General features: G+C 55.4%; 16 protein-coding genes. 3 read left to right on the top strand and 13 right to left on the bottom strand.

The features are described from left to right. Window positions 1-7: 7 nt before the first annotated feature. From flgE to flgB, 4 genes are all read right to left on the bottom strand, one after another. Window positions 8-1,201, bottom strand: a complete 1,194-nt coding sequence (gene flgE / locus OQ287_RS02510; RefSeq protein ID WP_250936443.1) for a flagellar hook protein FlgE — start codon at window positions 1,199-1,201, stop codon at window positions 8-10. A 71-nt stretch (window positions 1,202-1,272) separates the two neighbouring features. Continuing rightward, on the bottom strand, window positions 1,273-1,953 hold the full coding sequence (locus tag OQ287_RS02505; protein ID WP_265895475.1) for a flagellar hook assembly protein FlgD: 681 nt from the start codon (window positions 1,951-1,953) through the stop codon (window positions 1,273-1,275). A gap of 13 nt (window positions 1,954-1,966) precedes the next feature. Then, window positions 1,967-2,371, bottom strand: coding sequence for a flagellar basal body rod protein FlgC (gene flgC, locus OQ287_RS02500; RefSeq protein ID WP_250936441.1), 405 nt, complete (start codon window positions 2,369-2,371; stop codon window positions 1,967-1,969). Window positions 2,372-2,374: 3 nt separating this feature from the next. Next, complete coding sequence (flgB, locus tag OQ287_RS02495; RefSeq protein ID WP_250936440.1) at window positions 2,375-2,797, bottom strand: flagellar basal body rod protein FlgB; 423 nt, start codon at window positions 2,795-2,797, stop codon at window positions 2,375-2,377. A 195-nt stretch (window positions 2,798-2,992) separates the two neighbouring features. Between flgB and flgA the strand changes: the two genes are divergently transcribed. From flgA to OQ287_RS02480, 3 genes are all read left to right on the top strand, one after another. Beyond that, window positions 2,993-3,715, top strand: coding sequence for a flagellar basal body P-ring formation chaperone FlgA (gene flgA, locus OQ287_RS02490; RefSeq protein WP_265895473.1), 723 nt, complete (start codon window positions 2,993-2,995; stop codon window positions 3,713-3,715). A gap of 160 nt (window positions 3,716-3,875) precedes the next feature. After that, the gene (gene flgM, locus OQ287_RS02485) at window positions 3,876-4,148 is read left to right on the top strand and encodes a flagellar biosynthesis anti-sigma factor FlgM (RefSeq protein ID WP_250936438.1); all 273 of its coding nucleotides are present in this window, start codon (window positions 3,876-3,878) and stop codon (window positions 4,146-4,148) included. Between the two features lie 3 nt (window positions 4,149-4,151). Further along, window positions 4,152-4,649 (top strand): flagella synthesis protein FlgN, encoded by a 498-nt coding sequence (locus OQ287_RS02480; RefSeq protein ID WP_250936437.1) that lies wholly within the window; start codon window positions 4,152-4,154, stop codon window positions 4,647-4,649. A gap of 15 nt (window positions 4,650-4,664) precedes the next feature. On the opposite strand, the gene OQ287_RS02475 is transcribed toward OQ287_RS02480, so the two are convergent. The 9 genes from OQ287_RS02475 to OQ287_RS02435 all read right to left on the bottom strand — a co-directional run bounded on the left by OQ287_RS02475 (window position 4,665) and on the right by OQ287_RS02435 (window position 14,429). Then, window positions 4,665-5,105, bottom strand: a complete 441-nt coding sequence (locus OQ287_RS02475) for a flagellar protein FlhE (RefSeq protein ID WP_265895471.1) — start codon at window positions 5,103-5,105, stop codon at window positions 4,665-4,667. Between the two features lie 3 nt (window positions 5,106-5,108). Beyond that, complete coding sequence (flhF, locus tag OQ287_RS02470; RefSeq protein WP_265895470.1) at window positions 5,109-7,319, bottom strand: flagellar biosynthesis protein FlhF; 2,211 nt, start codon at window positions 7,317-7,319, stop codon at window positions 5,109-5,111. Beyond that, the gene (flhA, locus tag OQ287_RS02465; RefSeq protein ID WP_250936434.1) at window positions 7,316-9,415 is read right to left on the bottom strand and encodes a flagellar biosynthesis protein FlhA; all 2,100 of its coding nucleotides are present in this window, start codon (window positions 9,413-9,415) and stop codon (window positions 7,316-7,318) included. The genes flhF and flhA overlap by 4 nt, the downstream gene beginning before the upstream one ends. Beyond that, complete coding sequence (gene flhB / locus OQ287_RS02460) at window positions 9,412-10,566, bottom strand: flagellar biosynthesis protein FlhB (protein WP_250936433.1); 1,155 nt, start codon at window positions 10,564-10,566, stop codon at window positions 9,412-9,414. The genes flhA and flhB overlap by 4 nt, the downstream gene beginning before the upstream one ends. A gap of 145 nt (window positions 10,567-10,711) precedes the next feature. Further along, window positions 10,712-11,368, bottom strand: a complete 657-nt coding sequence (gene cheZ, locus OQ287_RS02455) for a protein phosphatase CheZ (protein WP_250936432.1) — start codon at window positions 11,366-11,368, stop codon at window positions 10,712-10,714. 29 nt (window positions 11,369-11,397) lie between these two features. Further along, window positions 11,398-11,787, bottom strand: a complete 390-nt coding sequence (gene cheY, locus OQ287_RS02450; protein WP_250936431.1) for a chemotaxis response regulator CheY — start codon at window positions 11,785-11,787, stop codon at window positions 11,398-11,400. Window positions 11,788-11,830: 43 nt separating this feature from the next. Beyond that, window positions 11,831-12,904 (bottom strand): protein-glutamate methylesterase/protein-glutamine glutaminase, encoded by a 1,074-nt coding sequence (locus tag OQ287_RS02445; RefSeq protein WP_250936430.1) that lies wholly within the window; start codon window positions 12,902-12,904, stop codon window positions 11,831-11,833. Further along, the gene (gene cheD, locus OQ287_RS02440) at window positions 12,901-13,587 is read right to left on the bottom strand and encodes a chemoreceptor glutamine deamidase CheD (RefSeq protein WP_250936429.1); all 687 of its coding nucleotides are present in this window, start codon (window positions 13,585-13,587) and stop codon (window positions 12,901-12,903) included. The genes OQ287_RS02445 and cheD overlap by 4 nt, the downstream gene beginning before the upstream one ends. Further along, a complete protein-coding gene (locus tag OQ287_RS02435; protein ID WP_250936428.1) occupies window positions 13,584-14,429 on the bottom strand; it encodes a CheR family methyltransferase in 846 nt (281 codons plus the stop codon). Before OQ287_RS02435 ends, cheD begins: the two co-directional genes overlap by 4 nt. Window positions 14,430-14,499: the final 70 nt, after the last annotated feature.

Here is a 14,499-nt window from a genome sequence, read left to right as displayed (position 1 = left end):
GTGATAATTAGCGCAGCGTGACCAGAGTCTGCAGGATCTGATCCTGAGTCTTGATGGTCTGGGCGTTGGCCTGATAATTACGCTGTGCCACGATCATGTTGACCAGCTGCGCAGACAGATCCACGTTGGAACCTTCAGTGGCACCGGCAATCAGGCTGCCCAGCTGTCCACTCCCGGCAGTACCCAGCAGCGGCTGACCGGAGGCCGTGGTTTCAACCCAGCCATTATCACCAACGGATTCAAGACCCTGCATGTTACGGAAGTTGGCCAGCGCCAATTGCCCCAGTGCCTGGGTCTGGTCATTGGAGTAGCTCGCGGTCAAGGTGCCATTCTCCTCAATGGAGATGCCGACCAGCGCACCGGAGGTATAACCATCCTGGTCCAGCGTGGTGAGGTTGAAGTCACTGCCGAACTGGGTGGTACCATCAAAATCGAGTTCAAAGTCGAGGTTGTTTACTGCAGTTCCCAGATCAAAGCTGAACGCCAGTGGAGTGTTGGTGGTAAGCACGCCACTATTATTGAACGTCAGGGTCTGTTGTTGCCCGGTTGTTGCATCGACATCAGCACCATCGATGGATGCAAAAACATTCCAGGTATTATCGGCTGTATCATCCTTCGCAAAATAAAGGGCAATATCATGCGCCGTGCCCTGGGAGTCGTAGGACGTCATGGTATTGGAGTAGCTATAGGTCCGGTCATCATCCGATTCAAAGTTGGCCGCGGCCAGACCGGCACTACTGGCATCCAGGTTCAATACCGCTTCTGCCTGCGTCGTTGCCTTCGCGGCGAGAGCATCCGTCGGCACCTGTAACGCAACAGGCTCGCCCCCGGTGCCCTGACCCGCGGCATAACCGGTCAGGAATGACCCGGATGCGTTGGCCAGAAATCCGGTAGACGTCATGGTCAGCTGACCATTACGGGAATAGGTGGTTTGGGAGCCGTCATTGAACCGGAAGAACCCCTCTCCGTTGATTGCCAGATCCAGATCGCGACCGGTTGTTTCAATTGACCCGGAGCCAAAGCTCTGTGTTACTGCAGCGACCTTGACGCCCAGCCCCGCCTTGGCACCAGCATAGATGTCGGCAAATTCGGCACGGCTGGACTTGTAGCCAACGGTCGCCGAGTTGGCGATGTTGTTACCAATGACGTCCAGGTTGCTGTTGGCTGCATTAAGCCCGCTTACGCCTTGTGAAAATGACATGTGATCAATTCCTCGTGATGCATTTGAATAGAAGGATCGCGCTCATGGGCACAACCCCTGAAAAGCACGCCTTAAAGCACCTGGTACACATCACCCAGTGAAATGGCTCTGGTGCCGATATCCAGTGATGTTTCACCATTGATGGTGTTCACCCCCCGAACAAAGCCGTAATCGAGCGCCGTGGAAGGCACCTTGCCTGCACTGTTACTGGCCTCTATGGAGAACTTGTAACCGGCGCCTGCCTCGGCAACCCCCCCATCATCCATTGAGCCGTCCCAGTAGAAGGATTGTGTGCCGGCATCGATGGCACCCATGTCATAGGTGCGCACCGTATTACCTACGGCGTCCCGAATTGACACGGTGACATTGCTGGCCGGATCATCCAGAGAGATGCCGAATGGAGTAATCACCCCATCTTCACCCACCAGAATGTCGTTACCGGACACCATTACTCCCTTGTCAACCAGGGCAGTAGCCTGCAGCTGCTGGGTGGTATTGATCTGTTTGGTGATGGCCGCCAGCGTTTCATTAAGCTCGGAAATACCACTGACGGTATTGATCTGAGCCAGCTGAGACGTCATTTCCGAGTTTTCCATCGGATTCAGCGGATCCTGATTCTGCATCTGTGTAATCAGCAGCGTCAGAAACTGATCCTTCATCTCTGCTGCGTCGGAAGACACCGCCTTCGTCGAGCTGCTGGAAGCGTTGGCGGTACCGTTAATGGCGCTGAGCGCCGATGCACTGATAGCCATGACAGACTCCCTGTTATTCGCCCAGCGTCAACGTTTTGAGCATGAGCGACTTGTTGGTGTTGAGCACCTCGACATTGGCCTGGTAAGACTTGGATGCCGAAATCATGTTGACCATCTCGGCTGCCGGGTCGACGTTCGGCTTGCGAACGTATCCCTGGTCATCAGCCATCGGGCTTTTGGGGTCAAACTCCAGTCGAAACGGCGATTGATCCTCCAGCACTTCTGTAACGCGCACGCCTCCAGTGGCCTGCCCGGGGGCAGCATCCAGCTCGAACCGGACATGCTTGGCCCGGTAAGGCTCACCATCCGGCCCGGCCACGCTGTCGGCATTGGCCAGGTTACTGGCGGTGGTGTTCATGCGCTGGGACTGGGCAGTCAGCGCTGAACCGGCGATGTTGAATACATTGAACATGCTCATTTATCAGCGCTCCGGCTGCATGGCAGCTTTTAAACCCTTGATCTTGCTCGAGAGGATCTGAAGATCGGACTGGTAATGCACGGCGTTCTCGGCAAAGTTGACCCGCTCCATGTCCATATCGACGGTATTGCCGTCAAGACTTGGCTGAGCCGGAATCCGGTAAGCCAGCGTCTGATTACTCATGGCACCCGCCCCCTGTCCAGGGATATGCGCGGAGGAGGTTCTTGCCATCGCAAGGCCACCACCACCAGCGGGGCTACTCTCGGTTACCGCCTTTTCAAGTGCCTTGCTGAAATCGAAATCGCGCGCCTGAAACCCGGGGGTGTCGGCATTAGCGATATTGGCCGATAACACTTCCTGACGCTGAGCCCGAAGGTTAAGCGCCTGTTGAAAGTAGTTGAGCGAATCATTAAGTTTGTCGAGCATCACGACGTACCCATTGAGTCATTCGAAAGTTTGATTTCCAGGATGCAGAATATCTCAGCCTTTTAAATAGCCATCGGATGAACAGGCCATTAATAGCGCTTTATTTCACCATTTGTAACCAATGGTAATTTTTATAGGATGGCGTAACTTTTCGATACGCACGTCTACCGAGGGCCAGCCATGAAGATTGCGGGCATGCGCCAGGTCAAAATAACGACAGAATGGGCACGCCTCTCCGTAGCAGCCCTTGTATGGCTATGCCTGTCTGTGGTGAATACGGCTCAGGCAGGTTCATCGACATCACCGGATACAGTGCTTGAAGAGCAGTTGAAGACATTTGTGCTGGAACAGGGGGCCCTGCAGGGTACCGAACAGGCAAATGTAACGGTTCACATGCCTCATGGCGCGCTGGGCCCCTGCCCTGTAGCGGCACCATTCATGCCGACAGCCGGACGCCCATGGGGGCGAATCACGGTGGGTGTAAAGTGCCCAGGCTCGCCACCCGAAACCCGCTACTTCCAGGCCGATGTAAGCGTACAGGGCACGTATTATGTGGCCCGGAGCCCCTTGAATGCGGGACACCGCATTACTTCAGGGGATCTTGTGGCAGTCAGCGGCGACCTCACCACGTTGTCCAACCGGCTGGCTACCTCGGCAGACACTTTGACAGGGCAGATCACTACACGGCGCATTGGCCAGAATACGCCCATCCTGACCTCCATGGTGAAATCACCTCAGGTGATCAAGCGAGGACATGACGTACGCGTCATTGCCAGGGGCCAGGGGTTTCATTTAACCAGCGCAGGCATTGCATTGAATGGTGCCGCACGTGGTGAATCCGTTCGCATCAAGACATCGCGCGGCACCATCCTGAGAGGCATCGCTTCCGGTCCTGATCAGGTTCAGGTGAATTTCTAGCTGGTACTTTACTCATTCGCTGGTTGCATGAGGGCTGTTAATCGTAACACTTTGATACGAAAATACACCTCAACCCAATAAAGTCGGCCCTGTCTACGTCGATAATGCCTACATCAAAGACATACTGACTCACGACATTATCTCCAAAGGGCTATTTACGATGAAAATCAATTCAAACGTTGTTCCTGCCAGCATCCCGTCCACAGAAGCACGTGGCGTTGCCAAAAAGGAAAGCGAACAGACTCAGGCTGTCAGCCAGCCGGCCTCAGCCAGGTTCACGCCGTCCAATGCGGCTGATACATCGCAGGACATCAATACGGCACGTGTTGATGAAATCAAGCAGGCCATTCGTGAAGGGCGTTTTGAAGTTGATGCCGGCAAGATTGCGGATGGCCTTATCGCCAGTGCTCAGGAACTTGTCTCGGAAAAATAAACCATGACCGCCACTGCATCGTCACACAGCCATCCTCTGCGCCAACCGCTGCTTGAGGCGCTTGTCGCAGAGTACAAGGCACTTAACCACTTCATCGTGCTTCTGCAACAGGAACAGCGAGTGCTGGATAATGTGGAGGCAACCGACATCGAGCAGTTTACGCGTCTGACCGAAGAAAAGACGGCGCAGGCTGAATTGCTTGAATCCCTGAGCCAGAAGCGCCTGACGATCGTGGACCAGGCCACAGGTGGCAAGCGTCATGCACAGGCAATGACCACCCTGATGAATAACAATGGTCTGGGGCGTCAGTGGAGTGATTTTAAACGCAAGGTAGTGCAGGCAAGTCAGCTCAATCAGTCCAACGGACTGAAGCTTGGCATACGTGCCGACTATAACCAGCGCGCGCTGCGCTTTCTGCATAACGCTGCGGGCATGTCGCTGTATGGTCGTAATGGGCAGACCCATGCACGAGGCGGATCAAACCTCTATGGCCAGGCCTGATCAGCCAGAACAAGGTCATCGTTCATGGTAATTGACGATGACCTGTATATTTTTAATATTCACATCCTTACGTAGCCGCCCTTTCCCCGGCATGGAAAAACGCAACTGCATGACTTCAGAAGCAGGCAATCCCCTGAAGGCTCGTGTCTGACCGCGCTCCTTCCCCAGATTAATGCAGCGCGTGCGTGATGTGCTGCACAGCTCAGCCTGCAAGGCCGGATGAGGTGATGCCTCGAATCGCCATCCTACGGATGTAATCATCCGATTTCCGGAGTCATCAGGCGCCATAAGCGGCTCGGAGTAGTAAAACCAGTGCTTCTGGGTCATGGTCAGTGAAGCACTGTCTGCAACCCATGCGCCCGAGGCGCCCGAGGCAGGCTGAACGAAAGCCAGCGAAAGCACGACGGCGCTGAAGCATCCCGAAAGACGACGCATCAGAAACTTATCGGGCCGCATCGATCAGCATGCCTCTGCCAGCGCACACTGCCCCAGCGCATCCACCATCGCACACAGCTTGAGCGTTGCCTTCAACATGCCCTGAGCACTGGCTTGCCGGCCAGATCGAGTAATCTTCAATACCTGGTCGCGCATGATGCGCCCCTCATCACTGCCATCGTTCTTGAGTCGCCAGGCCACCAGTGAGGCCTGAGCCGCTGCAAATGAACGAATCAGCGAGTCGGAAGCAAAGGTTTCCTGCCCCAGCTCGTTTTCCGCCTTTCGCATCAGCGGCGCCTGCGCTTCAACCGCCAGCACACGCTGAATCCACAAGGCCAGATCCTGACTGTACTCGGCCGATGACAGAACGCCCTGATCAAGACCATATCGACTTGTCAGCAGCTCTCGCGTTACCGGGTCGACAATACGTGCAATGATCAGATGAACCCGCTGCGCGGGGCCGGCACCGTCAACCGAAGCGTCCAGCCAGCCCAGCTCAAGCTCGGTTTCCTGATCCTTGTACTTGAACTGCCCTGCCCGCTCGAAGGTCATTTCATCACTCAGCTGCTGCATCGTCATGCGCTCACCACGATGCTCGATTTTCATATTGCCTCGCACCAGTGCGCGCCAGCCTACACCGAACTGCTCCAGTGCCTGCCGGGTAGTCGCATCCGGCAGCTGAGAAAAGTGATGGCGAATGCGCGCCTCCGGCAACTGATCACCCAGCCATATCGAGCGGCCGGCCATCGAGACCGGCAATCCCTTGCGCGGCAGGAAGGTCACGCAGGGCAATTCATTCGCCTCGGCAAAAATGAACGCCGGCCGGGTTACGTTATTGCTCTTGCGCTGCCAGAACACGTCCAGCCTCCCGCTGGCGGCGGGCGACTGCGTCAACTCCTGAAGCTGGACAGCAGGTTCGGTCAGCGCCTGAGCATCACGCTCATTGCGCCACAGGGTTTCAAGTGTTCGGAAACCGCCGACCTGATCTCGCAGATAATGAACACAGGCGTTGAGGCGCTTTCCTTCACGCAGTAACTGACCGGCCCACTGCGCAGGCACGGATACAGGCGTTCCCCCACCATAAGCCAGTGAGGCTTCAGGCAGACTGAACGCAGTTTCTTCGCGGGGAGCAAACACGTATTGCACCAGCGCGTCAGAGCGATACCAGCTCAAATGCTCGGTAATGTTCTGGCCGTTGGTCAGGCACAGGATGTTGAGATGGCGCCGTGCGGCAACATCCACGGCACTACTGATATGCAGGGCCTCATCCGTCTTTGAAAGGATGCAGTCCGCAACCCGCCCGCCCGGCAACGCCGAAAGCGCCTCATGGTAGACACGGGCAACATCGTCCAGCGTATCGCCATGACGGGTGCTGTCGAGTACAAGGATGGGCCTGAGCCTCGGATTCTGGAGTGGCAGCATGGCAAGCTGCTCGCTCACTCGCTGATCCCGCTGCCCGACACCGACGGTATCAATCAGGATAAGTCGCTTGTGAGACAGGCTTTCCACCAGTGCAGCCAGCTCTTCCTGCGACCTCGCTGCATGTGCCTCAACACCGAACAGACGACCATAGGTCAGTAGCTGCTCCCGTCCACCGACCCGGTGAGTGTCGGTTGTTATCAAGGCAATACTGTCCTTGCTGCCCCGTAATGAAAAACGAGCCGTCAGCTTGGCCACGGTGGTCGTCTTGCCTACCCCGGTCGGCCCTACCAATGCGAAGATCCCCCCGCGAGTCAGCCATTCATCATGCGGGTTGACTGACAATACGTCCGTCAGGCCTGCCTTCATGCGCTCATCGCAACTCAAGTGTGCCTTGTCGACAGTCTGTGTCCATAACGTTCGGCACAGCGCCTCACTCAGTCCGTGCCCAAGCCCTGAGCGTACAAAGGCGTCCTCGGGGCTGACCATGGTTTGACGCTTTCCAGCCATCCCTTTATCGGTCAGCACGGCTTTCATGGACTGCATTTCACTGAGCAGCGATGCCATCATCTTTTGAGCATCCCCCTCCACTGCCACCATAGATGAGTCAGGCTGCGCCATTACATCAGAGGGAGTATCACCCGTGGTTACCGCCGGTGGTGTTGACGCCGTCTCGTCATAATCAAGCAGCGCAATGACCTCCACGCCGCCATCAATGTTGCGACTGGAAAGTATCATGGCTTCATTTCCCAGCTCGGCCCGAAGGCGACGCATGGCTTCACGGTGAGTCGGCGCAAAAAACTGTCGGGTATTCATGAACGACCTCCAATCATGATCTCGATACGCACGGTGCGATCATCAGGAATTTCAGCCTGTGACAACACGACAAGCTGCCGGATCTGACGGCGTAGAAAGCGGGACATCAGGGTACGCAGGTGATGCTGGACAACCATCACGGCAGGAAGGCCCTGAGCTTCCATCCGGGCCGTCGCTTCAGCCACCTGTTGCATCAGCGTATCGGCCAGGCCTGGTTCAAGCCCGCCACCATTGTTCATGGCCTGGCCCATCATCTGCTCAAGCTGGCCATCAAGCCCCATGACGCGAATGGGGTCTTCATTGGCAAAATAATGCTGTGTAATCGAGCGACCAAGCGCAACGCGGATGGCGGCCACCAGCTCAGAAGGATCCTTGGTATTGACGGTGTGCTCGGCCAGCGTATCCAGAATCGTGCGCATGTCCCGAATGGATACACCCTCATCCAGCAGATTTTGCAATATCCGCTGCAACACACTGAGGCTGAGCGATTTCGGTACGACATCTTCAACCAGCGAGGCATCTTCCTTGCTGAGGCGGTCCAGCAGCTTCTGGACCTCCTGACGGCCCAGCATTTCACTGGCATGCTCACTCATCAGATGATTGAGGTGGGTAGCCACCACCGTGCTGGCATCCACCACGGTATAGCCGAGCATCTGCGCCTGATCGCGCTGACTGTCATTGATCCAGGTCGCCGGCAGCCCAAAGGCCGGATCAGTGGTCTTGCGACCTTCCAGCTTGCCGCTGGCCTCACCGGGGTCAATGGCAAGCCACTGGCCCGGCCAGGATTCTCCTCGTCCTATTTCGACCCCTTTCATGGTAATTCGATAAGCCTGAGGCTGAAACTTGAGGTTATCCCGGATATGCACCACCGGCGGCAGAAAGCCGATCTCCTGGGCATACTTCTTGCGAACACTCTTGATACGTTTCAGCAGCTCACCGCTTTGCTGGGCATCGACCAGTGAGATCAGACGGTGCCCTACTTCAAGACCGAGCGGATCCACCATCTGCACATCATCCCAGCTGGCTTCACCCGCCTCAGGATCAGATGCGGCAGCCGCCTGTGTCTTGCGCTGGGCAGCAGCCTCCTGAACGATGGCCGCCGAATTCTGTTTGGTCAGATACCAGCCAATCCCACCCAGCACGGCGGTAAACATCAGAAAGACAAAATTGGGCATGCCCGGCACCAGCCCGAGAAGCCCCATCACTGCTGCACTGAGAAACATGACTCGTGGATTGGTAAAAAGCTGACCGATCAGCTGTTGCCCGACATCCTGCTCGGTATTGACGCGCGAAACGGTCACACCCGCAGCGGTTGAAATGACCAGTGCGGGAATCTGGGCTACCAGGCCATCACCAATGGTCAGTAGCGTGTAGGTGCGCGCTGCCGTGCCCATGTCCAGGCCATGCTGCGCCACCCCTACGATCAGCCCGCCAATGATGTTGATCACCATGATCAGGATGCCGGCTACGGCGTCTCCCCGAACAAACTTGCTCGCACCATCCATGGAACCGAAGAAATCTGCTTCCTGGGAAATTTCCGAGCGACGCTGCTTGGCCGTCGATTCGTCAATCAGACCTGCATTAAGGTCAGCATCGATGGCCATCTGCTTACCGGGCATCGCATCGAGGGTAAAACGAGCACCTACTTCCGCAATACGTCCGGCCCCCTTGGTAATAACCATGAAGTTGATGACTACCAGGATAATGAATACCACCAGGCCTACGGCAAAGTTGCCACCAATCAGGAATTCGCCGAAGGCCTGGATGACGGCACCGGCAGCATCTCCTCCCTCGTGACCGTTCATCAGTACGACACGGGTCGATGCCACGTTCAGCGACAGGCGTAACAGCGTTGAAAACAGCAGAACGGCGGGAAAGGCAGCAAATTCGAGCGGCTTGGTCGTGAACATGCTGACCAGCAGCACCATGATGGCCAGCGCAATATTAAAGGTAAAAAGCACATCAAGAATGAACGGCGGCAGCGGAAGGATCATCATCGACAGAATCATGATGATCAGAATCGGCCCCGCCAAAAACTTCAACTGGCTGGAATTCTGCAGGCCGGCGCGGCCCAGAAGCGAGGTCAGGGAATTCATGGTGCGTCATCACCTTTGGTAATCGAAGGAATATCCATATCAACTGGCACCGGCAGATTGGTGGGTTGGCCGGGGCGGTCGCCTCCTTCGGATTTGTAACGTTTCAACTGATAAACCCAGGCCAGCACCTCGGCTACGGCAGCATAAAGCTGCCCCGGGATTTCACGATCAAGGTCCACGTGATAGTGCAACGCACGTGCCAGCGGTGGTGCCTCAAGGACAGGCACCCGGTTCTCACGACCAAGCTCCTTGATCTTCTCTGCAATGTGATCGGTTCCCTTTGCAACAACCGTGGGGGCGCCCATGTCGTCGCTGTAGGCTAGAGCCACCGCATAATGGGTCGGGTTGGTCACGATGACGTCAGCCGTAGGCACCTTGCTCATCATCCGGTTACGCGCCATGGCCTGCTGCTGCTGGCGTATACGCGCCTTGATCTGCGGGTCACCTTCGGATTCCTTGTGCTCTTTTTTGATGTCATCCAGGCTCATGCGCAGTTTCTTGTTGTGAGACCAGATCTGGTAAGGCACATCAATGCCCACGACAATCAAAAACCCCATGACGATCAGGGTGCAGCACAACAGAATCAACTTCATTGAATGGGCAATGCCACTGAAGCCGCTTTCATTGGCGAGCCCGAGAAGCTGCCCAAGAAAGAAATAAATGAAGCCGGATGTAATCGCACCAACCAGTACTGCCTTGGCGATCCCCTTGGCGAGCTCTGCAAGTGCCTGGGTCGAGAACACCCGCTTGAGCCCCTTGATGGGATCGAGCTTCTTGAGGTCAGGCGTCAGGGATTTGGTCGAAAAAAGCCATCCGCCCAGCATGGCGGGTGCGATCAGAGCAGTAATGGTCAACACCAGCATCATGGGAGCAATGCCCAGCGCTGCTGCTTCGAGCAGATTGACCATATGAATGAACAAGCGAGACGTATCAAAGGCTTCTTCACGACCAAACCGGAAGCCCTGGCCCATGACCGAGGTCATCTGCTCACCAAACCAGCCGGCCATGATCCAGAAGGTACCCACACCAATGAGCAGCATCATGAAGGTCGAGAGTTCACGCGAGCGTGCTACCTGACCATCCTCTCGTGCCTTCTCGAGTTTTCGTGGTGTGGGTTCTTCTGTCTTTTCCTGATCGCTGTCGTCAGCCATTCCCTGACCTCGGTTGGTGTTAACCGGTAGCCCTGCTGGAATGTATTGTGACGAGAGGGGGGAATAACGATTGATGAAATAACGCGCGAATCGCCAAGCTGTTTTGCAATTCGCGCGGGAGAAAGGGCATGACGGGTGGTTGTGGCTAGAACCCCAGACTATCCAGCAGATCATCGACCTGAGATTGATCCGCCACGACATCGGCCTTGGTTGTATCAACCTGTGGTCCGTTGAGCAACGAGTTCCTGGTCTTTTCCTCGTTTTCGGCCGTCAGCTTGGCACGAGTATCCTCGGGGATATTATTCAGCAGTACCTGCACCAGCTGCTGTTCTATTTCACGGATCACATCGACCATTCGCTTGATGACCTGACCGGTCAGATCCTGAAAATCCTGTGCCATCATGATATCAAGCAGCTGCGCGTTGGTGGCCTTGGTCTGCTCGGGTACCCATCGAAGATAGGCACGCGTGTCATTGACCAGCTCCTTGGCATCGTCCAGCTCGATGGGTGAATCAAACCAGCTTACCCACCGCGCATCGAGCTCAAGCGCTATTTCTTCGATCCTGTCCTGCAACGGCTGCGCGACATCGATGGCATTAAGCGAGCGTTCAGCAGCCTGCTCGGTCATCGTTGCAATGTAGTTGAGCCTGTCACGCGCATCGGGGATTGCCTGTGCGGCCTTCTCGACTTCACGATCGAGCCCCAGATCCCGCATGCTTTCATGCAGTACTCGCGTCAGTTTACCTATCTGCGAAATTACATCATCTTCGTGTGTGGCGGCCCGCTGAGTATCACCTGTCATCACCCATCCCCCCTTTCAGCGTTGATCAGTTACTTGCCCAGCTTCTCGAAGATCTTGTTCAACTTTTCTTCGAGCGTGGCAGCGGTGAAAGGTTTAACGACATAGCCATTGGCACCGGCCTGGGCTGCCGCAATGATATTTTCCTTCTTCGCCTCTGCAGTAACCATCAGCACGGGAAGATGAGACAGCGCACCATCAGCCCGGATGCACTTGAGCATTTCAAGCCCGTCAAGGTTGGGCATGTTCCAGTCGGATACAACAAATTCGAAACTACCGGCCTTGAGCTTTTCAAGCCCCTGTTGGCCATCTTCTGCTTCTTCAACATTGGTATAGCCAAGTTCCTTCAAAAGGTTGCGAACAATACGACGCATGGTCGGAAAGTCATCCACTACCAGAATCTTGATGTTTTTATTGCTCATGTCGTCATCCTGATTAATTACCGGTTAATTCAATATCAGCGCCTTAAACGCGCAGATTCTGCCGATTGGCCCCGTTCAGACAGGCCATCGCCCGTTCGCACATTGACGTAATAGGTACGATTTCATCGGCAGCCCCCAGAGCAATCGCTTCGCGCGGCATCCCGAAGACCACGCAGGTTGCTTCATCCTGGGCCAGGGTGTGTGCACCAGCCTGCTTCATTCTAAGAAGACCGGCAGCACCATCCTTTCCCATCCCCGTCAGGATGATACCAACGGCATTTTTGCCCGCATTTTTAGCAGCTGAATCAAATAAAACATCACAGGAAGGACGATGACGGTTTACAGGATCGCTGTATTCAAGCTCGACCACGTAGTTGGCACCACTTCTTGAAAGCTTCAGATGCGCATCACCGCCAGGAGCTATATAGGCATGGCCCGGCAGCACACGCTCGCCGTGCTCGGCCTCCTTGACCGTAATGGCACACAGGGAGTCCATTCGTTCAGCAAAGGAGCGCGTAAACCCTGCCGGCATGTGCTGGGTAATGACCACCGCAGGGCTGTCGGACGGCAGTGGCATCAGGAATTCGCGTATGGCCTCGGTCCCCCCGGTTGAAGAACCCACAATAAAGAGCTTTTCACTGGACAGAAAAGGAGTACGCACCGACGGCCGTACAGGCGCCCCCTGTTTGCACTGCGGCACAAGACGTTTCAACTTGGCACGTGATGCTGCGCGTATCTTGTCGGAAATGGCCGCTGTATATTCAAGCATTCCATCACGAATCCCCAGCTGCGGCTTCGTGACAAAGTCCACTGCCCCCAGCTCCAGCGCCCGCATGGTCACCTCGGAGCCGCGTGCGGTCAGCGAGGACACCATCACCACCGGCATGGGGCGAAGCCGCATCAGCTTCTCGAGAAAATCCAGTCCATCCATGCGGGGCATTTCAACATCAAGCGTCAAGACATCCGGGTTATGTTTTTTTATCAGCTCACGGGCAACGATAGGATCAGGCGCAGCTGCCACCATCTCCATGTCCGGCTGACTATTGATGATTTCGGTGATCAAACTGCGTATCAACGCCGAATCGTCCACACACAGAACCTTGATTTTAGTGTTCAAGACCGTACCCCTTTTGCTCTGTTGCTTCTGATTTGACTCAAGCTGTCAAAAAGCTCGATGGCTGGTGCCTTTTCCTTCCCGGATTTTGCCAGGTTCCTGGCCAGAGAACTCTCGCGACTCTGCAATTTGGAATCACTCGATTTCAGACGTCTCACCATGACCTGGCCACTGTGCGGAAGGTAATTGACACGTCGTGGAAACTTGTCCTTGAGGTCCTGAGCCAGCACGCGAATCCGTTCAAGCTCCAGATAACGAAGAATGAATTCAGAGTTTCGTTCACCGATCCGGGATACGCTCATGTCCGCCAGTACGGTTGCGCCACCAAATACCTTGGCTTCCAGTCGCTCGCGTTTGGCCCCTGCCATCAGCAGGGCATTAATCAAAACTTCCATGGCATATGCGCCGTATCGCATGGAGGCAGAGCCGGTCTGCACCGAGGGGCCACTTTCATCAGGCAGCATGAAGTGGTTCATGCCCCCCACCCCGACTACCGGATCACGGATACAGGCTGCAATACAGGATCCAAGTACCGTGGTCAGCAACATATCCTCGTTACTGACGTAATACTCATTGGGCAACAGCTTGATTGCCTTGACGTTGAATTCACGATCAAAATAGTGATGCGTCGCCAGACACTCTATATCCGATGCCTGGCTGCTGCGTTCGCGACTGGATTGCGTCATGCCGATGCCCTGCCCTGTTGAGCCAGTTCGTAAACGGTATGCCCTCGCAGCTTGAACACCTTGGTGATATAGCTGAAGTTTTCCGAATGGCCGGCAAACAGCAGTCCATCCGGTTTCAAGTACGTTGCAAAGCGTTCAAGAATCCTGGCTTGCGTTGGCTTGTCGAAATAAATCATGACATTACGACAGAAAATCACATCGAAAGGCCCTTCAATATCCCAGCGCGGCGCCAGAAGATTGAGCTGCTCAAACGTAATCATGCTGCGAAGGTTATCCTGCGCCCGCACCATCCCGGCTCGAGCGCCCTTGCCTTTCTGGAAAAAACGCTTGAGCTGTTCATCAGATATCTTGCTGACCTGGTTGTCGGCATAAACGCCGGCTCGAGCCTTTGCCAGAGCACTGGTATCGATATCCGTAGCCAGCAGGCTGGCCGCATTGCCGCTGCCCATGGCCTCTCTCAGCGTCATCGCAATGGAGTAAGGCTCTTCACCGGTCGAGGCTGCGCTGCACCAGACCTTGAATTTGCCGCCGTTGGCTTTTCGTGCATGCTCGGCCAGCAACGGAAAGTGATGCGACTCTCGAAAAAAGGAGGTCAGGTTGGTGGTAAGCGCATTGGTAAAGTGCTCCCACTCATCATTGTTTTCATCGGCTTCGAGCATCGCCAGATAATCGACAAACCGCTGCATGCCATAGGACCGCAACCGTTTGGCGAGACGGCTGTACACCATTTCTCGCTTGTGCTCGGCCAGCGCAATGCCGGCGCGTGCGTAGATAAGCTTTCTGACGCGCTCGAAATCGGCGTCAGTCAACACCAGATCCCTGCTTTCCTTGATTGCTTGCACGATAGCCTCACCCCTATTCGATGCCATACCTTGAATCAAAAAGAGATCCAGGCGTGATCACGGACTTGTT

Origin of the sequence: Larsenimonas rhizosphaerae, from assembly GCF_026240105.1 — a bacterium.
Classification (GTDB): Bacteria; Pseudomonadota; Gammaproteobacteria; order Pseudomonadales; family Halomonadaceae; genus Larsenimonas; species Larsenimonas rhizosphaerae.
This window is presented reverse-complemented; position numbering and strand designations above follow the sequence as displayed.

What these genes read in the sequence shown, in the direction of transcription:
- flgE (WP_250936443.1), bottom strand. Translation starts at nt 1,201, where the DNA reads ATGTCATTTTCACAAGGCGTAAGCGGGCTTAATGCAGCCAACAGCAAC.
- OQ287_RS02505 (WP_265895475.1), bottom strand. Translation starts at nt 1,953, where the DNA reads ATGGCTATCAGTGCATCGGCGCTCAGCGCCATTAACGGTACCGCCAAC.
- flgC (WP_250936441.1), bottom strand. Translation starts at nt 2,371, where the DNA reads ATGAGCATGTTCAATGTATTCAACATCGCCGGTTCAGCGCTGACTGCC.
- flgB (WP_250936440.1), bottom strand. Translation starts at nt 2,797, where the DNA reads ATGCTCGACAAACTTAATGATTCGCTCAACTACTTTCAACAGGCGCTT.
- flgA (WP_265895473.1), top strand. Translation starts at nt 2,993, where the DNA reads ATGCGCCAGGTCAAAATAACGACAGAATGGGCACGCCTCTCCGTAGCA.
- flgM (WP_250936438.1), top strand. Translation starts at nt 3,876, where the DNA reads ATGAAAATCAATTCAAACGTTGTTCCTGCCAGCATCCCGTCCACAGAA.
- OQ287_RS02480 (WP_250936437.1), top strand. Translation starts at nt 4,152, where the DNA reads ATGACCGCCACTGCATCGTCACACAGCCATCCTCTGCGCCAACCGCTG.
- OQ287_RS02475 (WP_265895471.1), bottom strand. Translation starts at nt 5,105, where the DNA reads ATGCGGCCCGATAAGTTTCTGATGCGTCGTCTTTCGGGATGCTTCAGC.
- flhF (WP_265895470.1), bottom strand. Translation starts at nt 7,319, where the DNA reads ATGAATACCCGACAGTTTTTTGCGCCGACTCACCGTGAAGCCATGCGT.
- flhA (WP_250936434.1), bottom strand. Translation starts at nt 9,415, where the DNA reads ATGAATTCCCTGACCTCGCTTCTGGGCCGCGCCGGCCTGCAGAATTCC.
- flhB (WP_250936433.1), bottom strand. Translation starts at nt 10,566, where the DNA reads ATGGCTGACGACAGCGATCAGGAAAAGACAGAAGAACCCACACCACGA.
- cheZ (WP_250936432.1), bottom strand. Translation starts at nt 11,368, where the DNA reads ATGACAGGTGATACTCAGCGGGCCGCCACACACGAAGATGATGTAATT.
- cheY (WP_250936431.1), bottom strand. Translation starts at nt 11,787, where the DNA reads ATGAGCAATAAAAACATCAAGATTCTGGTAGTGGATGACTTTCCGACC.
- cheD (WP_250936429.1), bottom strand. Translation starts at nt 13,587, where the DNA reads ATGACGCAATCCAGTCGCGAACGCAGCAGCCAGGCATCGGATATAGAG.